This window comes from Actinomycetes bacterium, from assembly GCA_035506535.1.
GTDB lineage: Bacteria > Actinomycetota > Actinomycetes > DATJPE01 > DATJPE01 > DATJPE01.
This window is the reverse complement of sequence record DATJPE010000093.1, coordinates 97143-121827: the sequence shown is the minus strand read 5'-3', so window position 1 is coordinate 121827 and position 24685 is coordinate 97143. Positions and strand designations below refer to the sequence as shown.

Sequence of the window (24685 nt, the reverse complement as noted above, 5' to 3'; positions counted from 1 at the left end):
CGAAGCGGCCCGGCGAGCGGTCGTCACGGGGGGAGCCGGTTTCCTGGGCTCCCACCTGTGCGACCGGCTGCTGGCCGACGGGTGGCACGTGCTGTGCCTGGACAACCTGAGCACCGGGACCACCGCCAACATCGCGCACCTCGCCGACGATCCCGCGTTCGCCTTCGAGCGGGTCGACGTGTCGGCGCCGTTCGACGTCGCCGGCCCGGTCGACGCCGTCCTCCACTTCGCGTCGCCCGCCTCGCCCGTGGACTACCAGCAGCTGCCCATCGAGACCCTTCGGGTCGGCTCCGAGGGGACCAGGCACGCCCTCGACCTGGCCCGCGAGAAGGGCGCTCGCTTCCTCCTCGCCTCGACGTCCGAGGCCTACGGCGACCCGCAGGTCCACCCGCAGCCGGAGACGTACTGGGGGCACGTCAACCCGGTCGGGCCGCGGGGGGTGTACGACGAGGCCAAGCGCTTCGCCGAGGCGGTCACCATGGCGTACCGCCGCGCGTTCGGCACCGACACCGGCATCGCGCGCATCTTCAACACCTACGGGCCACGGATGCGCCCGGACGACGGGCGGGCGATCCCGACCTTCATCACCCAGGCGCTGCGCGGCGAACCCGTCACGGTGGCCGGCAACGGCGAGCAGACCCGCTCCGTCTGCTACGTGGTGGACGAGATCGAGGGGCTGGTCCGCCTGCTGGGCAGCGGCCACCCCGGGCCGATGAACATCGGCAACCCGGGCGAGCTGTCGGTGCTCAAGCTGGCCGAGCTCGTCGTGTCCATCGTCGGCTCCGCCTCACCGATCGTCTTCGTCCCCCGGCCAGAGGACGATCCCTCGGTACGCCGCCCCGACATCTCCCTCGCCGGCGACGTCCTGGGCTGGCAGCCCGTCGTCGCGGTGGAGGAGGGGATCCGCACGACCGTTGACTGGTTCCGGCGCCACCCCGACCTGGGAGGAGCGGGCCACCTCGCCAGCTAGGCTCCCTGGCATGTCGACCTCGGAGGTGGAGACGCGGACCGTGACGACGTTGTCCCGGGGTGCCCGAGGCAGCGTGGTCGTCGCCCTCCTCCTGCTGCTCGCCGCGGGCTTCGTCCTCGTGGTCCCGATCGAGCGGCCGACGCTGTCCGGCGCGCCCTTCCGCTGCGGCACCGCGGCGCAGCCGGCGGCGGGCAGCTTCGCGGCGTCCGTCTGCTCCGGCCTGGTGCGGCAGCGGCAGTTGCAGGCCGCCGGCCTCGGTCTCGCCGCGCTCGTCGTCGTCGCTGGGGGACTGTGGACCTTCGGCACGACCCGGCGGACCGAGCGGGGCACGCGCAACCGCGACGGCGACACCCTCTTCGCCGACCACGGCCAGGGCCCGGCGGCTGACTGATCCGGGACGTCGTGAGCTCACCAGCCGAGACGAAGGCCCCGACCCGGCCGCGCACCGGTGAGCCGGCGGCGGCGCCCGCCCTCGGTTACCAGCCGAGCCTCGACGGGCTCCGGGCGGTCGCGGTGCTCCTCGTCATGCTCTACCACGGTGGCGTCGGCTGGGCCCACGGTGGCTTCCTCGGCGTCGACATCTTCTTCGTCCTCAGCGGCTACCTCATCACCAGCCTGCTGCTGGCCGAGCGGGCGCGCTGGGGCTCGGTCGACGTGACCCGGTTCTGGCTGCGCCGGGCCCGCCGCCTGCTACCCGCCCTGTTCCTCGTCCTGGCGTTCGTGGGTCTGACGGCACGGCTCTACGAGGGCCCGGCCCGGCTCGGGCAGCTGCGCGGGGACGGGCTGGCCTCGCTCGCCTACGTCGCCAACTGGCGGTTCATGCTGACCGGGCAGTCGTACTTCGACCAGTTCAGCGCGCCGTCCCCGTTGCGTCACCTGTGGTCCCTCGGCATCGAGGAGCAGTGGTACTGGGTGTACCCGCTCGTGCTCGGCGGGCTGGTCCTGCTCGCCCGGCGCCGCCGGGCCGGGCTCGCCGCCACCCTGCTGGGCCTCGCCGCCCTCTCCGCCCTGTGGACCGCGTGGCTCGCCGGTCACGGCGCGAGCGCGGCCCGCCTCTACTACGGCACCGACACCCGGGTGCAGGAACTGCTCATCGGGTCCGGTCTGGCGGTCCTGGTGTTCAACCGCCCCCGGCCGTCGCCGGGCGGGCCCGGGAGCGTCCGCGACGACCGGCTCGGCAGTGTCGAAGCCGTCGTCGGCGGGCTGCTCGCCCTGTTCGTCATCGTGCACAGCCGCGACGGCAGCCGGTGGCTGTACGACGGCGGGTTCGCCCTGCTGTGCGTCTCGGTCGCCCTGGTCCTCGACGGGTTGCGCCGCGCGCCGCGCGGGCCGGCGGCCCGAGCGCTGTCATGGCGGCCGCTCGTCCTGGTCGGGCTGATCTCCTACGGGCTCTACCTGTGGCACTGGCCCCTGTTCCTCCTCCTCACCCCCGAGCGCACGGGGCTGCACGGGTGGGGGCTGCTCACCGTGCGCTTCGCGACGACGCTCGTGGCGGCGGCCGCGTCCTATGTCCTCGTCGAGCGGCCGATCCGGACCGGCCGCCTCACCGTGCGGCTGTCCGCAGGCCGCACCGCGGCGGTGGCGCTCGCGGCGGTGTGCCTCGTGCTGGTGTGCCTGGTCGCCGGCACGTGGGGTGCGCTCCCCGCGCCGGCGATCGCGAGCACGGGCACCTACGAGACCCGTGTCGCCGCGCCGGGCCCGGGTCAGCGCTCGCTGCTGGTGATCGGTGACTCACCCGGTCGTTTCCTCAGCTGGTACCTGCCGCGGGACCTCATGCGGGGCTATGCGATCTCCGAGTCGACGGTCATCGGGTGCGGGTTGCTGACGCAGACGGTCGTCGTCGGGACCACGGTGACCCCCGCGCAACCGCAGTGCGACGGCTATCTCGACCAGTGGACGGCCGCGGCGCGCCAGGTCCACCCGGACGTCGTCTTGTTCTCGATGGGCTACTGGGACCTCTTCGACAAGCTGGTCGGCGGCTCGGTCCTGCGGGTGGGCACTCCCGCGGCTGACGCGGCGCTGCTGGCCCGGCTGGAGGCGGTACGGACCGCCACGACGGGTGGGCGGGTCCCGCTGCTCGTGCTCGACGTCCCCTGCTTCGGGCAGGCCTCGTGGGCGGTCGACGGCGTCCAGCTCGCCCCGGTGGTCAACGACGCCGCCCGCCAGCAGCACGTCAATGCCGTGCTGCGCGAGTTCGCGGCCCGGCACCCGGACGTGACCCTGCTCGACGACCGGAGCCTGCTCTGCCCCGGCGGGAGCTACCAGCCGCGGGTGGACGGGGTGCTGGTACGTCCGGACGGCGTCCACGTCGGCGCCCCCGGCGGCCGCCTCGTGGGCCGCTGGCTGCTGCCGCTGCTCGACGCGGCGGGGCGGGGGAGGACGTCGTGAGGGTCGACCCCCGGCTGGAGCGTCGCGTCGCGGACCTGCTCGCCAGGTACGGCTGGCGCGTGCAGCGCACCGTCGACGGGCGGCCGAACCCGGCCCACCTGTGGGAGGACGACACCGGGTTCGCCGGCCGCTACGCGGCGCTTCGGCGCCTGACCCTGGTGACCCCGCAGGCGGCGTACGTGCTGGAGGCGCTGGCCCGCCAGGCGCTGCACCTGCACGGGGACTTCGCCGAGGTCGGGGTCTATCAGGGCGGGACCGCCCGGCTGCTCGCCGACGTCGCCCAGCCGGCCGGGCGCGCGCTGCACCTCTTCGACACCTTCGCCGGTATGCCGCTGGTCGACGCCGCGCGTGACCTCCACCGGGAGGGCGACTTCGCGGACACCTCGCTCGCCGCCGTCGAGGCCCTGCTCTCCGACCGGCCCTGCGCCCAGGTGCACCCGGGAGTCTTCCCCGGCACCGCCGCAGGTCTCGAGGACCGCCGGTTCGCGCTCGTCCACGTCGACGTGGACATCTACCCCTCGGTCCGCGACGCGTGCGAGTTCTTCCACCCGCGCCTGGTTCCCGGCGGGTTCCTCGTCGTGGACGACTACGGCTGGACGTCGTGCCCGGGCGCCCGGGCGGCCGTCGACGAGTACTTCGCCGGACGGCCCGAGTGCCCGGTGTACCTGCCCACCGGGCAGGCGCTGGTGGTCCGGCTGCCCTGAGCGGTGGGCCCGGTCCGATAACGTCCGGCGGGTCATGGACATCGAGGCGTTCCTCGCCGAGCTTCCTCGAGCCTTCGAGGGCCCCCCCGAGCTCGGCGTCCCCGCGGACGGGCGTTTCGCCGACCTCGTCGAGCACGTGTCGGGCTTCACCACGCCCGCCGAGCTGGCGGTGCTGAGCCTGGCCGCGAGCCTGCTCCCGGAGACCGAGGCGTATCTCGAGGTCGGGACCTTCAAGGGGCGGTCGGTGTGCGCGGTGCTGCCCGTCGCGGCGAAGCGACGGGTGGTCGCCGTGGAGAACTTCCTGGAGTTCGGCATGCTCGGGACGGACGCGCGGGAGGAGCTGCGCGCCAACCTGGAGCGCTACGCGCCCGAGGGCAGCGACTTCGAGCTGCTGGAGGGCGACTGCTTCGAGGTGCTGGCCTCCCCGGCCGCCGTCGGGCGCCCGGTCGGTGTCTACTTCTACGACGGCGCGCACACGGGCCTGGCGCACTGGCTGGCCCTGGGCGTGGTCGAGCCGCTGCTCGCCGACGAGGCCCTCGTGCTCGTCGACGACGCCTCGTGGCCGATGGTGGCGCGGGCCACCGAGCGCTACGTGCGGGCGCACCCGGACTGGTCGCTGCTGCGCACGTTCGAGGCCGCCCACGACGACGACCCCCGCTGGGCGAACGGACTGGCGCTGCTCGCCTACCGTCGCAGCGGCGCGACGGCGGCGCGCCTGTCGCCGGACGTCCAGGTCAGACGGGTCTTCCAGGTCCGCGTCCGCGGTCCGGCCACCTCGCTCGTCTGGCGCGCGCTGCACCGCTTCCCGGGTCTGGTCCCCCTGGCCAAGCGGCTGGTCCCCAAGCGCTCACGCAGCGTCGGCCCCGGCGGGTAGCGCGGCGGCGGGCGCGGCGCCGGGTGCACGTAGGCGCCGGATGAGCGCCACGGCCACCAGGGTGCCGGTCACCGCCGTCGCGCTGACGAGCACGGCGCGGACGGAGCCGCTGCCGATGGTGGCGACGAGGACGACCTCGGCCGCGACGGCCACCCAGACGGCCGCACTGGCCCACCCGCTGTGCTCGGCGACCGAACCGAGCAGCAGCAGGTGGACGAGGGCCAGCAGGATCCCGAGGACCGCGAACAGCCACGCGTAGCCGCCGGCGGCGGCGTAGGCGTCTCCCGCCACCGTCGTGACGATCCACGGACCGAGCGCCGCGACCAGCCCGATCCCGATCCCGCCCAGGACGACGACCGCCGCCACCGCGCGCACGAGCAGCCCGCGCCCGGCTCCGGCCGACAACCGGGGGAAGACGACGATCGCGACGAACTGCGGGCCCCACAGGCCGGCCTTGGTGAACAGGTTCCCGACCGCGTACACGCCGGAGGACCGGCTCACGAGGTAGTGCCGGGCCAGCAGGAGGTCGAGCCCGGACAGGACGAGGAACCCGCCGATCCCGAAGAGGATCACCCCGAACGGCCGTACCTCGCGAGACCAGCCGTGGGTGCGGCCCGGACGCCACCACCAGCCGACCCGGGTGAGCGCGGCCAGGACCAGGACCGCACCCAGGGTCGCCACCGCGAGGACGGCCATCGTGGTGGAGATGCTGGTCCGGGCGCCGAGCGCGACGCCGCCGGTGAGCACCCGGGCCCCGCTCACCAGCAGCAGCCCGAGGGCGTACACGCGGAAGCGCTCGGCGCCCAGCAGGTGTCCCTGCAGGCCCCCGCCCACCGTGAAGGGCACCAGCGAGAGCCCGACCCACAGCAGCGAGGCCGTCGCGTGGATGTGCAGGACCGGGCGCAGGACAGGGGTGGCGAGGAGGACGGCGGCGAACAGGACCGACCCCAGGGCGAGGACCGCGCGACCGGAGACCACATCAGCGCCCGAGGGTGCCGCCGCCAGCTGGCGGGCGATGAGCAGCTGGACCGCGACCGCGGGTACGGCTCCGATCGCCCCGACGCCGAGGAGGGCCGAGACCTCGCCGAACTGCGCCGGGGAGTACGCCCGGCTGAGCAGCGCCAGGAACACGAACCCGAGGACGTTGGCGGCGGCGGACGCGACGCCGACGAGCACGCCGGCCCGGCCCAGCGACCGGGCACTGTCGACGGCCAACGCCTTCTCCCTGTCCGGTGGTGGACGACGATGCTAGTGAAGACCCCACGGGAGGGCCGGTGGCTCGAAGCAGGGTCGCCGCGGTCACCGCGGGATAGCCTCGAGCGGCGGGGGCACGGCCCCCGCCTCGAGTCCGGAGGGTGGAGGGTGAGCGTCCCGCAGGGAGTGCGCGTGCGGGCCCCGGCCTCACCGACCTCACCGACCTCACCGGTCTCACCGGTCTCACCCCGCGCCGTGGCGATCGCGCTCTGGTGCCTGCTGGCCCTGCTCGTGTTCGCCAACTCACCGGGCGTCTTCAACCCCGACATCAAGCCCGAGGTCTACCTCGCCCCGGTGCGCAGCCTCGGTGCGTACCTCTCGGCCTGGCAGTCGACGCCGGAGCTCGGCTTCCCCAGCTTCAACGTCGGTCTCGCGCCGGTGACTGCTGTGGTCGCCGTGATCCAGGCGTTCGGCGCCGACGCCGACGTCTCCGCCCGCCTGCTCCGGCTGCTGCTCCTGACCCTCGCCGCCTGGGGAGCGGCCCGGCTGGCCCGCGGGCTGGTCGGATCACCGAGCAGCCCGTGGGTCCCCCTGGCCGCGGCGGTGGTCTACGTCGCCAACCCCTACGTGGTGGTCGCCGGGGGGACGCTGGCGATCCTGTGGCCGTACGCCCTGCTGCCCTGGCTGGTCGCCGCGCTGTGCCGGGCCGTGGGCTCGCGCGGCGGCTGGCGCTACCCGGCGGTGGCGGCCCTGCTGTTCGCCGCGATGACGGGCATGAACGCCGGTGTCGTGCCCCTCATCCAGCTGGTGGTCATCCCGCCGTTCCTGGTGCTCGCGCGCCATCGCACCCGTTGCTCGTGGACCCACGTCGGGGCGGTCCTGCTGCGGTGGGGGCTGCTGTCCCTGCTGCTGTCGCTGTACTGGCTGGTCCCGACCGCGTACGCCCTGCGGGCCGGGCAGACCGTGGTGGGCAACTCCGAGTCCGTCACCGGGATCGCGTCGGTCTCCTCGTGGGCCGAGGTGCTGCGGGGCCTCGGCCTGTGGCCCCTGTACGGCGGCGACGCGGGGGGGCCGTGGCTGCCTGGCCAGGTCGGGTACCTCACCAACGTGGCCGTGGTGCTGCTGAGCTTCGGCTGGGTGCTCCTCATCGGCGTCGCCCTGGTCGTGGCGCGTGGCGCCGTGCGGCTCGCGGCGCTCGCCGCGCTCGTCCTGACCGCCGCCGTGATGGTCGGGCTCTACCCGACCCCGCTCGGGTCGCCGTTCGCGACGCTGCTGGCCGCCGGCTTCGAGCACGTACCGGGGCTCAGCGCCTTTCGGACCACGAACAAGGCCGGCGCCGGTCTCGTCTTGGCCGTCTCGGTGCTCGTCGCGGCGGCCGTCCACCGTCTCCTCGCCCCGCCCGGCCTGGTGTCGCCGCAGCGCCGACGGCGGGCCGCGGTGCTCGGCGCCGGGGCCGCGGTGGTCCTCATCGGCGCGGTGGGGCCGTGGTGGACCGGGGGGATGTACACCAGCCCGATGCCCGTCCCGGACTACTGGCGGCAGGCGGCGGCGGACCTCGACAGCGGTCCCGCCGACCAGCGGGTCTGGTTCCTCCCCGGCCAGGTCTCCTCCGACTACCGCTGGTCGCGGGAACGGCCGGACGACATCGGCAACTCGCTGTTCACCCGCCCGACGCTGGTCCGCTACGTCATCCCGGTCACCGGCACCGAGGCGGCGAACCTGCTGCAGGCCGTCGACGAGGGCGTCCAGGAGGGCAGCCTCCCGGCGGGGGCGCTGTCCGTGGTCGCCGCGCGGCTCGGTGTCGGCGACGTGCTCGTGCGCAACGACGTGGTCTGGGAGCAGACCGCCGGGGCTCGTCCGGCGACCGTCCAGTCGGTCGTGTCCGCCGACCCTGGGCTCCGCCCGGTGCGCAACTACGGCGCCCCCGGGGAGAACACGCTGTCGCCGACCGTGGCCCCGGCCGACCCGTTCGAGAGCCTGCTGCCCCCGCTGCAGCGCTACGCCGTCACCGGGGCCGGCGATCCGGTGCACACCGAGTCCGCGGCGCCGACCGTCGTCGTCATGGGGGACGGGTTCGCGGTCCCGCCCGCGCTCACCTCCGGCCTGATCACGAGCGGGGATGCCTTCCGGTACGCGGGTGACCTGGACGCGGCGGCGTTCCGGCAGGTCCTCGCCGGCGGGGCCCGCATCGTGCTGACGGACAGCAACCGGCGGCGGACCACGGTTGCCGGCCGGCTCACCGACGGCCTCGGGCCGCTGCTGCGAGCCGACGAGGACCCGGGCCCGACCCGCGCGCTGTTCGGCGCCGCCGACCAGACGACGCTGCGCACTCCGGGCGTCAGGGTCGACGCCACCTCGTCCGGGTCGGTCTTCGGGACCCTCCCGCAGGCGGCCCCGGTCAACGCCGTCGACGGCGACCCGAGCACCGCGTGGTGGTTCGGCGACTTCGGCACGGCGGTCGGGCAGGCCCTCACGGTGAGCACCGACCGCTCATGGACGTACGGCCGCCTGACGTTGCGCACCGTCGCGGCCGGCGACTACCGCATCACCAGGCTCCGGGTGAGCGCCGGGTCTCGCACCGTCGAGGTCCCGGTGTCGCCCGACGGCCGAGCCGTCGCCGACCTGCGAGGGGCCGCCGGGCGCTCGTTGCGGGTCAGTGTGGGGACGGCCACCGGGCCGGCGCAGACCATGGTGGGGATCGCCGAGATCTCCGGGCTGCCGTACGCCGTCCGGCCGGCGGCGGCCCTTCCCCTGACGGTCCAGCGGCTCGCGGCCACCCTGCCTGCGGCGGGCCGCGCCGACCTGGCGAGGACCCCCGTCGACGTCCAGCTGACCCGCGTCACCGGCGTCGCCGCGACGGCCAGCGACGACGAGGAGACCGCGCTCGACCGCGACTTCAGTCTCCCGCTCGCCCGCAGCTACGACGTCTCCGGCACCGTCGAGCCGGGGGCGACGCTCCCTGAGCCTGAGCTGGACCGGCTGGCGGGGGCGACCGGAGCGATCACGGCGGTGTCGAGCTCGCGCGCCTTCGACCTCCCGACGGTGCGCGCCTCGATGGCCGTGGACGACTCGCGCGGGACCGGGTGGGCACCCGCGGTCCCGCTCGGCGCGTGGCTGCGGGTCACCGGGCCCGACCGGGTGGTCCGCAGCGTCACGGTGACCCAGCCGCCCGAGCAGTGGCAGGGCGGCTGGGCGACCCGCATCGAGGTCAGCGTCGACGGGCGTGCCGTCGGCGGGGGAGCGGTCGGCCCGGGCATGCACACCATCGCCGTCACCCCGACCCGAGGACGAAGCGTCGAGCTGCGGATCACGGCCGTCAGCGGATCGGGCACCGTGCGCATCCTCGACACCGACGCCGCCGGAGGGCGCATCCGCTTCGACCCGGCCCGCGCGGCGGACGCCTGCGCCACGGTGGCCACGCTGGACGGCCGCGGACTCGCCGTCCACCTGCTCGGCCCGATCACCTCCTCGGCGGCGGTCCCGTTCGGTCCCTGCCGGTCGGCGGCGGTGCCGCTAGCGGCCGGCGCCCACCAGCTGCGCGCGCTGCCGGACTGGACGCTGGACTCCGTCACGATGCGCGACACCCTCGACCGAGCCGCCCCGTCGGCGACCCCACCGACGGCACAGGTCGCGTCGGGTCGCACGACGGCGACGGTCCAGGTCGGCGCCTCCGCCACGCCGTACTACCTCGTCCTCGGGCAGTCCTACGACCCCCGCTGGCACGCCTCCCTCGACGGCACCGGCCTCGGCCGCCCGGTCGTCGTCGACGGGTGGTCGACCGGCTGGCTCGTCCCCGCGGGAGGCCCGCACCGCATCGTCGTCAGCTACGGCCCGCAGCGCGGCGCGGACCTCGCGCTCGCCGCGTCGGCGCTCGGGCTGATGCTGTGCGTCGGGCTCGCCGTCCGAGGGCGCCGGGAGGCGCTGCCGCCGGACCGGCACCGGCAGCCGCCGCCCGCCGACCCCCGACGCGCCGAGATCCTCCGGTGGGCGCTGATCGTCCTCGCCGCCGGCTTCCTCGGCGGGCTGGTCGCGCTCGCCGTGGCCCTCGCGCTGCTCGCCTGGCACCTCGTGCGCCCCCCACGGGCGCGCACGGTCCTCGGCCTCGGTCTCGCGGCGTGGGCCCTCCTCGGGGTCGCCTTCGTTGCCGGCAACCACGCCCGCTGGGGCCAGGTGAGCCCCGACCTGGTGGCGCGCAACCCGTGGCCGAACCTGCTCGCCCTCGTCGGGCTGGTGCTGCTGTCGGTCGGAGTGGTCCGCCCGAGCCGCCGGCGGCGGTCTGGCACACTCCCGGGTCGTGGCAGCGCAGCCGGCCCCGCCCCGGGTGAGCGTCATCGTGCCGACGAGGAACGTGGAGCGGACCCTCGAGGCGTGCCTGCGCTCGGTCGCGGCCCAGGACCATGAGCCGCTCGAGCTGATCGTCGTCGACAACCACAGCAGCGACGCGACCCCGGGCATCGCGCGCCGCTACGCGGACCAGCTGCTGCTCGCCGGTCCCGAGCGCAGCACGCAGCGCAACGTCGGCGTGGCGGCGGCCTCGGGCGAGTACGTCCTGTGGGTCGACTCCGACATGGTGCTGCCCCCGCGGACGGTGTCCGCCGCGGTGCGCGTGGCGCTCGAGACAGGCGCCGACGCGGTGTCGATCCCCGAGATCAGCGTCGGCCCTGGCTACTGGACCGCGTGCCGGGCCCTCGAGCGCTCCTGCTACCTGGACGACCCGGCGATGTACTACCCGCGGCTGCTGCGCCGGGACGTCCTCCAGCGCCTCGGTGGCTTCGACGAGAGCATGGCCGGCCCGGAGGACGTCGACCTGCGGCTTCGGCTGGACGCGGCCGGGGCGGTCCTCGCGCACTGCGCCGACGTCCACATCCTGCACGACGAGGGCCGTCTCACCCTGCGCGCCATCCTCGCCAAGCGGGTGTACTACGGCCGCAGCCTGCCCAGCTTCGCTGGGGCACACCCGGGAGCGCTCGCCGGGCAGGGACGGCTGACCCTGGCGGCCTTGGCGCGGCACCGCCGCCGGCTCGCCCACCACCCGGTGCTCACCGGCGGGATCGCGCTGATGCGCGCCGGCGAGGCCGCCGCCTACGGCGTCGGCTACTGGACGGGGCGCGCCGGCGCGCGGTCGGCGTGACCCCCCGTCGCCTGCTCTGGGCCTCGCTCGCCGACGAGCGTCCCGGTCGCGAGCTCAGCTGGCTCGCGGCGATGCCCGAGACCTCGGTCACCGCGATCGGGACCCACCCGCAGCTGCCCGGACGGATCACCTGGGTGGACGGGGAGTTCCGCCGGCCGGTCACGAGGTTCGTGGAGGCCGGCGCCCTGGCCTGGCAGCGACGGCTGGACGACGTCCCGCCGGACTTCGACTGGTGCGCCTCGCTCGAGCTGTGCTCCCTGGTCACCGGTCAGGTCGCCGAGTACGCGCGTCGCCACCGGCTGCGCCAGGCGGTGCTCACCTGGGAGAACGACCCCTATCAGCCGCTTTACCGGATCCCGCCCTATCGATCGGCGACCCGGCGCGCGCTGGAGGGCGCGACGCTGTTCGTCTGCATGGTCCAGGCGGCGCGCACGCACCTGCTCGCCCTGGGCGTCGACACCAGCCGCGTCTCAGTGGTCCCCCCCGGGGTGGACGTCGAGGTCTTCCACCCGGCGCCGGAGCCGGTGACCGACCCGGTGCTCGCCTTCGTCTCCCCCCTCGCTCGCAACAAGGGCATCGACCGGGTGCTGGCCGCCTTCGCCCTGGTCCGGCGCCGGGTGCCCGAGGCCCGCCTGGAGGTCATGGGCAGCGGACCGTTGCTGCCGCGGGTGGCTCGCGCCGCCGCGGACCCCGCGTCCGGGGTCCGCCTCCTGCCCGCCGGGGATGCCGGCGCCGTGGCGCGGACCCTTCGGCGGGCGGCTGTCTTCGTCACCGCGCCACGGCCCACCTGGAAGTGGAACGAGCAGTTCGGGCTGGCCTACCTCGAGGCGATGGCCTGCGGCCTGCCGGTCGTGACGACCGCCTGTGGCACCAACCATGAGGCGGTGCGGGGGGACAACCTGCTCGTTCCTGACGACCCGGAGGCGCTCGCCGAGGCTCTCGTGCTCTTCCTCGAGGATCCGGCCCGCCGCCGTCGCGTGGGGGCGGCGAACCGGGCGCTGGTCGAGGTCGACCACGACCTCCGCCGACAGGCGGTGCGGCTCGGCGAGGCCTTCGCCGCGCACGAGCCGCCGTGACCACCGACGTGGCGACGCGACGGCTCAACGCCTGGGTGGGGGCGCTCGTCGGCCTTGTGTCCGCCGCCGTCGTCCTGGGTCCGGTGCTGGTGCGCCGGGGCTACGTCCTGTCCTACGACATGGTCTTCGTCCCGCACATGCCGGTCACGGCGACGACCTGGGGAGCGGACGGGTCGACCCCGCGGGCGGTGCCCGAGGACCTGCTCGTCGCCCTCGCGGAACACCTGGTGCCGGGCGACGTGGTCCAGAAGCTGTTGCTGTGCCTCGTGTTCGTGCTGGGCGCATCGGGGGCGGCCCGGCTGGTGCCCGGGATCGCGGGCGGCGTCGGCGCGGCCGTCGTCTTCGTCTGGAACCCGTGGGTGCTCGAGCGGCTGGTCATCGGGCACTGGGCGTACCTGCTCGGGCTCGCCGTGCTGCCGTGGGTCGTGGAGGCCGCCGGACGGCTGCGCGCGGGCGAGCCGACAGGAGGCGCGGACACCGCGGTGTGGGTGGTGGTGGCCGGGCTGTGCGGGTCGACGTCAGGCCTGGTCGGTGCCGGCTGCGCGCTGCTGGTGGGAGCCTGGCCGCTCGGGGCTCCCTACCGGCGGCAGGTCCGGCGCGTCGTCACGGGCGTGGTCGTTCCCGGTGCGGCCGTGGCCATGGTGTGGGTCGTCCCCGAGGTGGTCCGCTCGGGCGGGCTGGGTGCCGACCCCACGGGCGTCGCGGCGTTCGCGGCGAGGGCCGACACCGGTCTCGGGACCTGGGGCAGCCTGCTCACGCTCGGGGGCCTGTGGAACCCGGCGACCTGGCCCGCGGAACGAGGCGGTGTCCTGCTGCCCGCAGCGGCGCTCGTGACGCTGGTGGCGGCGTTCCTCCTCGGGCTGCCTCGGTTGCTCGGCTCGTCCGGGCCCCCGTTCGGTCCAGGGCTCTGCGCCGCCGGAGCCCTTGGCCTCCTCCTCGCCGGAGCGGGGGCGACCCCTGGCCTGTCCGCCGTCCTTCGCGATGGGCAGGGCTACGGGCTGGGGCTCCTCCGCGACGGCCAGAAGCTGCTCATGCCGTTCGTGCTGCTCACCGCGACGGTCGTGGGCCTCGCCGTGGACCGCCTCGTCCGACGCGTCGGGGCGGCGGCCCCGCTCGCGGTCGCCCTGGTCGCCGTGCCGGTCATCGCCCTGCCCAGCCTGGCCTGGGGGGTCGGGGGGCGGCTGCAGGCGGTGGACTACCCGCAGGAGTGGGTGCAGGTCCAGCGCCTGTTCGCCCACCTCCCGCACGGGGGGGACGTGGTGTCGCTGCCGTTCACGGCGTACCGCCGCCCGTCCTGGAACGGCGAGCGGGTCACCCTGGACCCCATGGGACGCCTGCTCGGTCGGGTCGTCCTCGTCAACGACAGCCTCCCCCTGGCCCGCCGCACCGTGCGGGGGGAGAACCCCCGTGCGGCCCGGGTGGCCGCGCTGGTCGAGGCCGGGTCCCCGTTGGCGCCGGGGCTTCGTGCCGAGGGCGTCGGGTTCGCCGTCATCGACCTGACGGCTCCCGGCGCGGAACAGGCCGAGTCCGCGCTCGCCGGCTCGTCGGTCCTCCATCGGGGTCCCGGCCTGCTGGTGCTCGATCTCGGGACGCCGCAGCCCCCGCCGCGGCGGTCGGAGCTCGTGGCCGGAGCCGTGCTCGGCTGGCTGCTCCTCGCCGCGGCCGTCGTCGCAGTCACGACGCGTCGGGCTCTGCTGGTCCGACGTCCCTCGCTGGTAGTCTCGAGTCCTGCCCCGGCGCCGGAGGAGGCCACCCATGAGCAGCGGTGATCGGTCCGCGGACCGGGACCGGGCCGACGCGGGAGCGGTGCTGCTGGCGCTCATCCTCGCGATCGTGGTCGGCGGGGTGCTGGCGGGCCTGGCCAGCGTCGCGGTGGTCAACCTGACCGCGCGCTCCACGACCCCGGCGACGGCCCCCGTGGTGACCTACGACTCGAAGTGAACTGCCCCGTCGTCCGGGCGAGGTGCCGGCGACGTCGCCTCCTCGAGCACGCGGGCGACGGCCTTCGCGGTGGTGTCCCAGCTGAACTGCCAGGCGTGGGCGACCGCAGCCTCGCCGAGGGCGTGGCGCAGCGGCGCTGAGGAGAGCAGGCGCTCCACGGCGGACACGAACCCCGCCTCGTCGTCGACGAGGAGCCCGGTCACCCCGTCGATCACCGACTCCTGCGTGCCCCCGGCGGAGGCGAAGGCGACGGTGGGGGTCCCCTGGGCGGCGGCCTCGACGACGACGAGCCCCCAGCCCTCCTTGACCGAGGGCAGCAGGGCCACCCACGCGGCAGCGAGCAGGCGGTGCTTGGTCGCCTCGTCCACGAAGCCGGCGAAGTCCACCGCGTCCGCCACGCCGAGCCGTTCGGCGTGGCGACGAACCTGTTCCTCCCAATACCCCGTGCCGACGACGGTCAGCCGAAGGCCTGGATGCCGGGGCCGGAGCGCGGCCACGGTGTCCACCGCCAGCTCGACCCGCTTGTGGGGCACGACACGGCCCAGGACGACCAGCGACGGGTAGGCGGTGCGGGGGATACCGGCGGTCAGCCTCGGATCGGGCAGGTCGTTGCCGCTGTAGGCCACCGTGATCCGCGCCGCCGGGATGCCCAGTCCCGTCAGCTCCGCGGCGGTGGCCTCGCTCACGGTGAGGTAGCGCTCGCGCGCGTAGAGGCGTGGCGCGAGCCAGGACTCCAGCCACCAGCCGAACCGCGCCTTGGCCGGGCCGAAGACCTCGGGCCACTGCTCCCGGTGCACGTGGTGGACCACCGCGACGACCGGCCGACGCGACCACACCGGGGACCAGAACGGCACCCCGTTCTGGATGTCCACGACGACGTCGACGTCGCGGTGGGTCAGCAGGTAGCGCGCGGCCTGGGCGTACACGCTGTTGCGCCCGCCGCGGCGCACGTACCGGCAGCCCTCGACGACTTCGTCGGGGAGCGAGCCCGGGTAGCGGGCCGTGAACACCGTGACCCGGTGCCCCATGGCCGCCAGCCGGGTGCCCACCCGGTCGACGAAGGTCTCCGAGCCGCCCGCCTCCGGGTGCGCCACGTCGCGCCAGGACAGGATCAGGACCCGCACGTTCCCCCCGTCCTCGGGCGACTGGGCATCGACGCGGGATCCTACTCACGGGTAACGCCGTCCGCGCTGCTCGCGGGTCGCCCGTCACCGCGCGGCTAGCATGCCCGGATGCCCCAGGCCCGGCCGAAGCCGCCCGGGGGGCTGGCCCGCTCCGTCCGGCTGGTGCGGGCGTTCGCGGTCGAGCAGACCGAGCCGCAGCGCTTCTACTCGGTGCTCGCCGAGGACTCGGTGGGCACCGTGCTGGCCTACACCGACCTGGCGGGGCGGGTCGTGCTCGACGTCGGCGCGGGCCGCCCGGAGTTCGCCGCCGCCTTCGAGGAGCGCGGCGCCCGCTACGTCGCCGCCGACCCGGAACGCGCCGACCTCAGGGCCGACTCGCGCGTCGTGCTCGTCGCCGCGAGGGGGGAGGCGCTGCCGTTCGCGGACGGCGGGGTCGACGTGTGCTTCTGCAGCAACGTCTTCGAGCACGTCGTGCGCCCCGAGCGCCTCGGGGCCGAGCTCGTGCGGGTGACTCGCCGGGGCGGGCTGGTCGTCGTCGCGTACACGAACTGGCTGTCGCCGTGGGGCGGCCACGAGACCTCCCCGTGGCACTACCTCGGGGGCGAGCGGGCGATCCGCCGCTACGAGCGCCGCTACGGGCACCCGCCCAAGAACCGGGTGGGCGAGACGGCGTACCGGGTCTCCGTCGCCGACGGCATCCGGTGGGCGCGCGGCCAGGACGGGGCCGAGCTGCTCACCGCCCGCCCGCGCTACTACCCCGCGTGGGCGGCGCCGCTGGTGCGAGTGCCCGGCCTGCGCGAGGTGCTGACCTGGAACCTGCTCCTCGTCCTGCGCCGTGTCTGAGGCCGCGGCCAGCCCGCCGCGGCTCGTCCAGCGGGTCCGCTGGGCGACCGGTGCGACCGTCCTCGTGGCGATCGCCTTCAGCCAGGCCCCGGGCCGGATCGTGGCCGACACCAAGCTGGACCTGGTCGTGGACCCCTCGCGCTTCCTCTCCCGCGCCTTGCAGGCGTGGGACCCGCAGGCGTCCTTCGGCCAGCTGCAGAACCAGGCGTACGGGTACCTGTTCCCGATGGGCCCCTTCTTCTGGGTCGCCCACGAGCTGCGCGTCCCCGCCTGGGCCGCCCAGCGGCTGTGGTGGAGCGTGCTGCTCGTGGGGGCGTACGCGGGTCTCGGCCGGCTCGCGCGCGAGCTGCGGATCGGCACCCCCGACACCCGCATCATCGCCGCCCTCGCCTATGCGCTGAGCCCGCGCGTCCTCAGCGAGCTCGGCTCGATCTCCGTGGAGGCGCTCCCGCTGGCGGTCCTGCCCTGGGTCGTGGTGCCGCTCGTGTCGGGGTCGCGCCAGGGGTCGCCCCGCCGCGCGGCCGCGCGCTCGGGAGTGGCCCTGCTGTTCGCGGGCGGGGTCAACGCGGCGGCGGCGAGCGCGGTGCTCGTCGTGCCGGTCCTGTTCCTGCTGAGCCGGGCCGGGGGTTCGCGGCGGCGCGCGCTCGCCGGCTGGTGGGCGCTGGCCGTCCTCCTGGCCACGGCCTGGTGGGCACTCCCGCTGCTGGTCCTGGGCCGGTACGCCTATCCGTTCCTGTCCCTCATCGAGACCGCGTCGCTCACCACGGCCGTGACGTCGGTGTCGAACGTGCTCCGCGGCACCGACCACTGGATCGCCTTCCTGGTGGGTCCGCTCGGCGCCCAGTGGCCCGCGGGGTTCGAGCTGGCCGCGGTCGCGATCCCGGCAGCCGCGACTGTGCTCGTGGCCGGGACCGGCCTCGCCGGACTCGCGGACCGTCGCACCCCGGAGCGACGCTTCCTCGGCTGGTGCGCGCTCGCGGGCACGGTCCTGGTGGGCGCCGGGTACGCCGGAGCGGCGGGGGCGCCCGCGGCGGGCGCGGTGCAGCGGCTGCTGGACGGCCCGCTGGCGGCGTACCGCAACGTCCACAAGTTCGACCCGGTGCTGCGCGTCGCGGTGGTGCTCGGCCTCGCCGCGGCACTGGCCGGCCTGCCCCGGGTCGTCAGGTGGCTCGGCGAGCACCTCGGCGGCGACGAAGGCCGCTGGGTGCGCGGCCACCCCCGGGGCGCGTCGGCGACCGGGCTCGCCCTCGTCCTCCTCCCGGTCGTGCTCGCCACCGCACCGGCCTGGACCGGCAGCCTGGCCCCGCGGGGCAGCTTCGCCGCGATCCCCGCGTACTGGCGACAGACGGCGGACTGGCTGGCCGGCCAGCCCGGCCGGGCGCTGCTCGAGCCGGCGTCCCGGTTCGGCGAGTACACCTGGGGCCGACCCGAGGACGAGCCGCTGCAGGCCCTGGCCCGCTCGCCATGGGCGGTCCGGGGGGCGGTGCCGCTCGGCGCGCCCGGGGCGACCCGGCTGCTGGACGGCTTCGAGGCCCAGCTCAGCACCGGCGTCGGCTCGCCGGGCCTGGCCGCCGCGCTGCACCGGGCCGGGGTCGGCCTCGTCGTGCTGCGCAACGACCTCGCAGCCGACGCGGCCGCGACGCCGCCGGCGGTGGTGCGGGCCGCGCTCGCCGCCAGCCCCGGCATCAGCCTCGCCGCCTCCTTCGGCCCGCTCGTCTCGACCGCAGGTGGCCTCGACGACGTGTCCGGCACCCTGCCCAGACGCCCCGCCGTCGAGGTCTTCCGGGTCGGCTCGCCGCCGCCCCGCGCGCAGCTGCTCACCGGTCAGCCGGTCGGGCTCAGCGGCGGGCCGGAGGCACTCACCGGGGACATCGCGGTGGACCCGGGCACGCCGTACGTCGCCCGCGCCGACGGCGGACCGGTCGACCCGATGCTCGTCACCGACACGCTGCGCCGACGGCTGCGCGACATGGGTGCCGACAGCGTCGACGCCTACGGCCCGACCCTGCCCGCGTCGTCGGAGCCGGCCCGCGGGCGGCCCGCGGCCGACGTGCTCCCGTACGCCGGCACCGAGCACCAGACGACCACCAGGCTGATCGGGGCCGCCGCTGTCACCGCCTCCTCGAGCGCCGCGGACCCCTTCGCCAAGGGCTACCTCGGGCCGGCGTACGACCCCTACGCCGCCGTCGACGGCGACCCGGCGACCGCCTGGGTGGCGGCGCGCGGGCGGACCGCGACCTGGCGGGTGGACCTGGGCCGGCAGGTGCGCCTCACCCGGCTCCTCCTGGTCATGGCCGGGTCCCCCGCGACCCAGCCGCGCGCCGTGAGCGTGCGCAGCGCCGCCGGCCGGTGGAGCGGCCCGGTCGAGGGGCAGCGGGTCAGCGTCCCGCTCCCCGCCGGCGACACCTCCTGGGTCAGCATCCGGCTCACCGGGGACGGCCCGGACGCGCAACCGGGACTCGCCGAGGTGCTCGGCCTGCCACCGATCAGCCGGACCGTCGTGGTGCCGGCCGACTCCGCGGGCGCCGGTCCGGGCACCCGCTGGGCGTTCACCAGGGAGGCCGGGGCGCGGCGCGCGTGCATCGACTCCGGCCCGGGCTGGGCCTGCGTCCCGGAGTCCTCCGGCGGCCCGCCGCTCCTCGACGCCGGGCCCGAGCCGGGGCCGCTGGACCGCACCTTCACGGTGTCGGCGAGCGCCCCGGTGCGGCTCGCGGTCACGGTGACGCCCCGCCAGGGCGGCGCGCTCGACGCGCTGCTCGACGCGGCGTCGGGCGAGACGGTCAGCGGCTCCAGCCGCCTCGTCGCCGACTCCGCGGCGCGCCCCGGCGCCGCGGTCGACGGCGACCCGCGGACCGCCTGGCTCCCCGCCGCCACGGACCCGGCGCCCAGCCTGGGCCTGCGCTACGCCCGCCCGGTGACCGTGACCGGGCTCCGCCTCCAGGCCCCCCGGTCCACGCTGGGGCGGGTCACCCACGTCGTGGTGGCCACCGCGGCCGGGACGCGGACGGGTACGCCCGGCCCGGACGGGCGCCTCGCGTTCGCGCCGCTGGGCGGTCGGACGCTCCGGGTGACCCTCCACCTGCGAGCCGCCGCCTCCGGCGCCGCCGCGCCCCAGATCGACGAGCTGGATCTGACGGGTGCGCCAGCACCCGTGGCCGGAGACGTCCGGCTGGGCTGCGGGTCCGGCCCGACCGTGCGCCTGGACGGGGTGAGCTACCAGACCGCCCTCGTCGCCTCCGGCGCGGCGGTGCTGGGCGGGCAGCCGCTCCCCGCCCGTGTCTGCGGGGCGAGCGCGACAGTCCTCGGCCCAGGGGAGCACCGGCTGGTCGCGACGTCGTCGCCGGCCTTCGACGTCGCGGGCGTGGCCCTGGATCCGACGACGACGTCGTCGAGCGGGGTCGCCGAGCCGTTACCGGTGCAGCGGTGGGCGCCGGAGCACCGGGTCGTCTCGCTGCCGGGCGCCGGCGGGCTGCTTGTCCTCGACGAGGGCTTCAACCCCGGATGGTCCGCCTCCGTCCGAGGGCGTGCCCTTGTCCCCGTCCGCGTCGACGGGTGGCGCCAGGCGTGGCGCGTCCCCGACGGCCTGGCTGGCGCCGCCGTGCTGACCTACCGGCCCGGGGACCTGCAGCGGGCCGGGCTCGGGGCCGGTGTCGTGGCGGTCCTGCTCCTCCTGGCGCTGGCGACGGCCCCGGCCCGCCGAGCCGCCGCCCCGGCCGTCGCGGACGGCCACCCCGTGCGCGGGGAGCGCACGACCCTCGCGCTCCTGGCCGCGGTCGTGCTCACCGGGGGGGCCGGCCTGGCCGGCTGGGCGCTCGGACGCTTCGTCCTCGCCCGCAGGGCCGTACCGGCGATCGCGGTCGGGACGACGCTGCTCGCGTGCCTGGTCGGCATCGGCGTGGCGGGCGCCCATCCGTGGTGGGTCTCGGCGGCCACCCAGGTGGTCGCGATCACCCTCCTGGTGACGGCGACGACGGCCGGTCCGGCACCCGGGTCGGGCGACGATGGACCCGGCTGAGCAACGGCGACTCGAGCACCTGCCACGACACCGCCGAGACCAGCAGGGTGCCGGCGAGGGTGAGCGCGAGGACGGGGAAGAACCCGCCGCCGAACACCGGCCGGTGCAGCAGCGCCATCGCCCCGGCCAGGACCAGGACGTGCCACAGGAAGACGCCGTACGACACCCGGCCCAGCGCCTGGACGGACCGACCGCCCAGCGCCACGTGCATCGTGCCGCGCCGCTGGTCGGAGGCGGCGACCGCGGCCAGCACGAGCCCGGCGATGACGGCGTACAGCGCCTCCTTCAGCGCGGCCGTCCCCGGTGCGGGAGGCGCGAGCGTCCGTGGCCCGCCCAGCGGCGTCCCCGCGAGCCAGAGCACCGCGAGCGCCAGCAGGAGCAGGCTCCCCGGGCGGGCGGCGACCTCGGCCCGGGCCCGCGCGAGCGCCCCGGCGGGCTGCGCGCGGATGCGCTGCTCGGCCAGCGCCAGCGCCATCCCCACGAGGAACCAGTCGAGGTGGCCGGGCAGCCACGTCGAGGCCAGCGGCGGCAGCAGGGCGGTAGCGGCGACGGCCGCCCACGTCCAGGCGAACAGACAGCCCAGCGCCATCAGCACCAGCAGCCGACGCCGGCCCGTCGGGGTGGCACTCCCTCGTGCCACGAACGGGGCGGCGAGCGGCAGCAGCGCATAGAAGGCCACCTCGGTGCACAGGCTCCAGGTCTGGGTCAGCCCCGGCAGCAGCGGCCCTCGATAGGTCTGCAGGAGCAGCGCGTTGCGCACGGCGGCGCCGGGGGAGGCACCGCGAGCGGTGGTCAGCAGGGCCGCGGCCAGCACCACCCAGTAGGCGGGGAGGATGCGGACCGCGCGGCGGAGCCCGTACGTCCGTACGGCCAGGGGGGCGTCGCCCAGCCACGGCCGCAGCAGAAGCATCCCCGAGAGCGCGAAGAACAAGGCGACCCCGGCGTCCAGGCGGGCGAGCAGCGCACCCGCCGGCCCCCGCGCGCTCGCCCCGGTGTCGAACCCGACGTGCGTGATGAGCACCATGAGCGCAGCGAGCGCGCGAACCCCGTCGAGCAGCGGCAGGTCGTGCCGGGCCCGCTCGTCGCTCACGTGGGCAGCGTCGCAGACCGGCTCGGCCCGTGACCGCGGACTCTGTCGTAGGGTCCCCCCAACGTGGCCGCTCGATGAGTCGCCGCTCGAGGAGTCGAGGAGCCGGGCAGAGCATGGGACGCGAGCCGATCCTGCGGGCGAGGGCGCCGCTGCGCATCAGCTTCGCCGGCGGCGGGACCGACGTGCCGCCGTTCCCCGCCGACGAGGGCGGCGCCGTCCTGTCGGCCACCATCAACCGCTACGCCTTCGCCAGCCTGGTGCCGCGCTGCGACCGGCAGGTCAGCGTCCGATCGCTCGACTACGGCCTGTCCGTGGAGTTCGGCGTGGACGAGCGGCCCGCCTTCGACGGCGACCTGGACCTGGCGAAGGCCGCGGTCCACCGGCTCATCGACCGGGAGCTCGACGGCTTCGACCTCTTCCTGCACTCCAGCGCCCCGCCGGGATCCGGCCTGGGCGCCTCGTCCGCGATGGTGGTCGCGCTCGTGGCGGTTCTCCAGGAGCGCTGCCGCCTGGGGCTGACCGACTACGTCCTGGCCGAGGTGGCCCACGACGTCGAACGGACCGACCTGGGCATCCGCGGGGGTCGTCAGGACCACTACTCGGCCACCTTCGGTGGCTTCAACTTCATCGAGTTCGGTGCCGACCGGGTCGTCGTCAACCCGCTGCGGGTCAAGCCTGAAGTGGTCAACGAGCTCGAGCACAACCTGCTGCTCGTGTACACCGGCCGGACCCGGTTGTCCGACCACATCATCGACGACCAGGTGCGCCGTTACTCGGCAGGGGACTCCGAGGCGGTCAAGGGGCTGCAGCAGCAGAAGGAGCTGGCCCGCCAGATGAAGGACGCGCTGTTGCGCGGCCGCCACGACGACTTCGGCCACCTCCTCGACGAGGCCTGGCAGGCCAAGCGTCGCCTGAGCCCTCGTATCGCGACCCCGTTCATCGACGAGGTCTACGAACGGGCCGTCCGCGCCGGGGCGCTGGGCGGCAAGGTGACCGGAGCCGGTGGCGGCGGCTACATGGTCTTCTACTGCGCCTTCGACCGCCGCCACCTGGTCGCCGAGGACCTCCTGGGCCTCGGTCTGTCCGTCGGGGAGATCACCTTCGAACCGCTCGGGCTGACCACCTGGCGCGTCGATGGCTGACGCCCGATGGCAGGCGCTGGTCGCCGAACGGGTGGGCGAGTTCGGGCGGGTCGCGGCGGCGGTGGCGGACGAGGATCTCCAGCGGGCGGTCATCCAGGTCGGCGAGCTCCTCGTGCGCACCTACGCCGGCGGCGGGCAGACGTTGTTCGCCGGCAACGGCGGGAGCGCGGCCCAGGCGCAGCACGCGGCGGCCGAGTTCGTCGGTCGGTGCACGCGGGACCGGCGGCCGCTGCCCTCGATCGCCCTCACCGAGCCCACCGTGGTGACGGCGCTGGCCAACGACTACGGCTACGAGCAGGTCTTCGCCCGGCAGGTCGCGGCGTACGGGCGACCCGGCGACGCCCTGGTCGTGCTGTCGACCAGCGGGCGCTCGGGCAACGTCCTCCGCGCCCTGCAGGAGGGTCGAGCGCGCGGGCTGGCGACGGTGGCCCTGACCGGTGGCGACGGAGGTGACCTGCTAGGGGCCGCGGACCACGTCCTGCTCGCCCCCAGCAGCCGTACCGGCGCCGTCCAGGAGGTGCACGCACTGTGGTGCCACGTCTGGGCCGAGATGGTCGAGGTGGCGCTCGAGGCGTGACCGGAGACTGGGACGCGGTCTTCGTCGACCGGGACGGGACGCTCAACGCCGCCGCCGACCCCGGCGGTTACGTTCTGCACCCGCAGCAGGTGCGGCTCCTCGACGGGGCGGGTGCGGCGGTGGCGAGGCTGAACGAGCGCGGCATCGAGGTCCATGTCGTGACCAACCAGCGCTGCGTGGCGCTCGGCCTGCTCGACGACTCCGGTCTGGTCGAGGTCAACCGCGCGCTGTGCGCCCTGCTCGCCGCCGAGGGCGCGCGGGTCGACAGCATCCAAGTATGCCCGCACGACATCGGGTCCTGCGCGTGCCGCAAGCCCGCCGACGGACTGGTGAGGAGGGTGCTGGAGCAGCGCCCGTACCTGCGTGGGCAGCGCTGCGTCGTCGTCGGCGACTCGCCCTCCGACGCCCGGGTGGGCGATCGGCTCGGACTCCTGCGGGTCCTCGTCGGCCGGCACCCCGACGGCGCGCCGGCAGACCTGGTCGCGGACGACCTCGCCGACGCGGTCGAGCGGCTCCTCTCCCGGCCGACTCCGCGCCGGCTCGCCTGACCGAGACCGCCCATGCGGTAGCGTGCGAGCGTCACCGTCGACGCGCCGGGAGGCTGGTCATGCGCCGAGCCGTGGGGCTGGTGCTGGTGGGGCTGGGCACGTTCCTGGTGGTGTTGGCGCCCCTGTTCCACTTCTACGTCGCTCCGCATGCCGCCGTCGCCCCCCTGACCTGCTCCTCGGGGCCGCTGTGCGACCGGGGCGTGCTGCTGTCCCCCTCCAGTGGCGTCGCGACCACGCTCTTCGACGCGGGCAGCCTGAAGACGCTGACCAACGTCCCCGTGTCGAGCCAGCGCCGCGTCAAGGGGGACGTGTCCGCCAGCACCGGCGCGAACGACCGGACGGTCTACGACGAGTCGCTCACCACCGTGCGCAGCCAGGACCAGAGCCTGGTCGACTCGACCACCGCGCGCATCGCCTTCGACGGGCACTCCTCGCAGATGATCGACTGCTGCCACTCCAACACCGACGGGACCCCGATCAAGGACTTCTCCGGGATCATGCCGTGGAAGTTCCCGTTCGACACCCAGAAGAAGACCTACCAGTACTTCGACACCGTCCTCGCCAAGGCGCTGCCGATGAAGTACGTCAGCACCCAGACCGTCGACGGCGTGCAGACGTACAAGTTCGTGCAGGTGATCCCGCCCACCCAGTTCGCGACGCTGGAGGTGCCCGGGAGCCTCGTGGGGTCGACGCAGCCCTCGGTGACCGCGCCCCGCTTCTACGCCAACGTCCGGACCGTGTGGGTGGAGCCGGTGACCGGCGTGATCGTGGATGGCCGCGAGCAGATCAAGCAGACGCTGCGCGACGCCTCCGGCGCCGACAAGCTGGTCCTCATCGACGTCGACCTGCGGTTCACGGCGGGCAATGTGAAGGAGAGCGCCCACCTGGCGTCGCAGGGCAAGAACAAGCTGACGCTCGTCAGCACGACGGTTCCCCTGATCTGCCTCGTCCTCGGGATCATCTCGCTGGTGATCGGCCTCGTCCTGCTCCTGCGCCGCTCGGGCGAGGCGGGTCCGGCCGAGCCGAGCCCGCCGGTCCCTGCGGCCACCGCCTGACCGCGGCCGGGGC

Annotated in this window: 19 protein-coding genes; 16 read left to right on the top strand and 3 right to left on the bottom strand. The window is 75.4% G+C overall.

Annotation, left to right across the window (positions count from 1 at the left end; translation table 11 throughout):
* The 5 genes from VMI11_14950 to VMI11_14930 form a co-directional block, all read left to right on the top strand.
* Positions 1-970 (top strand): UDP-glucuronic acid decarboxylase family protein (locus tag VMI11_14950; protein HTY73695.1); only part of this gene is annotated, 970 nt, incomplete at its 5' end.
* A 10-nt stretch (positions 971-980) separates the two neighbouring features.
* A complete protein-coding gene (locus tag VMI11_14945; protein HTY73694.1) occupies positions 981-1361 on the top strand; it encodes a hypothetical protein in 381 nt (126 codons plus the stop codon).
* A gap of 11 nt (positions 1362-1372) precedes the next feature.
* Entirely contained in the window at positions 1373-3358 is a 1986-nt protein-coding gene (locus tag VMI11_14940; GenBank protein HTY73693.1) for an acyltransferase family protein, read from the top strand.
* Complete coding sequence (locus tag VMI11_14935) at positions 3355-4062, top strand: TylF/MycF/NovP-related O-methyltransferase (protein ID HTY73692.1); 708 nt, start codon at positions 3355-3357, stop codon at positions 4060-4062. Before VMI11_14940 ends, VMI11_14935 begins: the two co-directional genes overlap by 4 nt.
* Positions 4063-4096: 34 nt before the next feature.
* Complete coding sequence (locus VMI11_14930; GenBank protein ID HTY73691.1) at positions 4097-4936, top strand: class I SAM-dependent methyltransferase; 840 nt, start codon at positions 4097-4099, stop codon at positions 4934-4936.
* Here VMI11_14930 and VMI11_14925 read toward each other — a convergent pair.
* Entirely contained in the window at positions 4910-6151 is a 1242-nt protein-coding gene (locus VMI11_14925) for a hypothetical protein (protein ID HTY73690.1), read from the bottom strand. The two genes, VMI11_14930 and VMI11_14925, sit on opposite strands and share 27 nt — an antisense overlap.
* 147 nt (positions 6152-6298) lie before the next feature.
* Here VMI11_14925 and VMI11_14920 point away from each other — a divergent pair, with 147 nt between their 5' ends.
* Genes VMI11_14920 through VMI11_14900 form a run of 5 tightly spaced genes read left to right on the top strand, consistent with a single transcriptional unit; the run spans position 6299 to position 14278 of the window.
* On the top strand, positions 6299-10531 hold the full coding sequence (locus VMI11_14920) for an alpha-(1->3)-arabinofuranosyltransferase family protein (protein HTY73689.1): 4233 nt from the start codon (positions 6299-6301) through the stop codon (positions 10529-10531).
* Positions 10479-11261, top strand: coding sequence for a glycosyltransferase (locus VMI11_14915; protein HTY73688.1), 783 nt, complete (start codon positions 10479-10481; stop codon positions 11259-11261). The genes VMI11_14920 and VMI11_14915 overlap by 53 nt, the downstream gene beginning before the upstream one ends.
* The gene (locus VMI11_14910; GenBank protein ID HTY73687.1) at positions 11258-12337 is read left to right on the top strand and encodes a glycosyltransferase family 4 protein; all 1080 of its coding nucleotides are present in this window, start codon (positions 11258-11260) and stop codon (positions 12335-12337) included. The genes VMI11_14915 and VMI11_14910 overlap by 4 nt, the downstream gene beginning before the upstream one ends.
* The gene (locus tag VMI11_14905) at positions 12334-14106 is read left to right on the top strand and encodes a hypothetical protein (protein HTY73686.1); all 1773 of its coding nucleotides are present in this window, start codon (positions 12334-12336) and stop codon (positions 14104-14106) included. The genes VMI11_14910 and VMI11_14905 overlap by 4 nt, the downstream gene beginning before the upstream one ends.
* Complete coding sequence (locus VMI11_14900; GenBank protein ID HTY73685.1) at positions 14093-14278, top strand: hypothetical protein; 186 nt, start codon at positions 14093-14095, stop codon at positions 14276-14278. The genes VMI11_14905 and VMI11_14900 overlap by 14 nt, the downstream gene beginning before the upstream one ends.
* Here VMI11_14900 and VMI11_14895 read toward each other — a convergent pair.
* A complete protein-coding gene (locus VMI11_14895) occupies positions 14263-15402 on the bottom strand; it encodes a glycosyltransferase family 4 protein (protein HTY73684.1) in 1140 nt (379 codons plus the stop codon). The two genes, VMI11_14900 and VMI11_14895, sit on opposite strands and share 16 nt — an antisense overlap.
* Positions 15403-15510: 108 nt before the next feature.
* On the opposite strand from VMI11_14895, the gene VMI11_14890 reads away from it, so the two are divergent.
* Together VMI11_14890 and VMI11_14885 are read left to right on the top strand one after the other, a co-directional pair.
* Positions 15511-16245: a class I SAM-dependent methyltransferase gene (locus VMI11_14890; protein HTY73683.1), complete on the top strand. Its 735-nt coding sequence runs from the start codon at positions 15511-15513 to the stop codon at positions 16243-16245.
* Complete coding sequence (locus tag VMI11_14885) at positions 16238-20260, top strand: alpha-(1->3)-arabinofuranosyltransferase family protein (protein HTY73682.1); 4023 nt, start codon at positions 16238-16240, stop codon at positions 20258-20260. The genes VMI11_14890 and VMI11_14885 overlap by 8 nt, the downstream gene beginning before the upstream one ends.
* Here the strand turns inward: VMI11_14885 and VMI11_14880 are convergent.
* Complete coding sequence (locus VMI11_14880) at positions 20193-21350, bottom strand: acyltransferase (protein ID HTY73681.1); 1158 nt, start codon at positions 21348-21350, stop codon at positions 20193-20195. The genes VMI11_14885 and VMI11_14880 overlap by 68 nt on opposite strands.
* A 113-nt stretch (positions 21351-21463) precedes the next feature.
* On the opposite strand from VMI11_14880, the gene VMI11_14875 reads away from it, so the two are divergent.
* The 4 genes from VMI11_14875 to VMI11_14860 are packed head-to-tail and all read left to right on the top strand — an operon-like array spanning position 21464 to position 24672.
* Positions 21464-22492, top strand: a complete 1029-nt coding sequence (locus VMI11_14875; GenBank protein HTY73680.1) for a GHMP kinase — start codon at positions 21464-21466, stop codon at positions 22490-22492.
* The gene (locus VMI11_14870) at positions 22485-23069 is read left to right on the top strand and encodes an SIS domain-containing protein (GenBank protein ID HTY73679.1); all 585 of its coding nucleotides are present in this window, start codon (positions 22485-22487) and stop codon (positions 23067-23069) included. The genes VMI11_14875 and VMI11_14870 overlap by 8 nt, the downstream gene beginning before the upstream one ends.
* Positions 23066-23617, top strand: a complete 552-nt coding sequence (locus tag VMI11_14865; protein ID HTY73678.1) for an HAD-IIIA family hydrolase — start codon at positions 23066-23068, stop codon at positions 23615-23617. The genes VMI11_14870 and VMI11_14865 overlap by 4 nt, the downstream gene beginning before the upstream one ends.
* 59 nt (positions 23618-23676) lie before the next feature.
* The gene (locus tag VMI11_14860; GenBank protein ID HTY73677.1) at positions 23677-24672 is read left to right on the top strand and encodes a DUF3068 domain-containing protein; all 996 of its coding nucleotides are present in this window, start codon (positions 23677-23679) and stop codon (positions 24670-24672) included.
* The last annotated feature ends 13 nt before the right edge of the window (positions 24673-24685 follow it).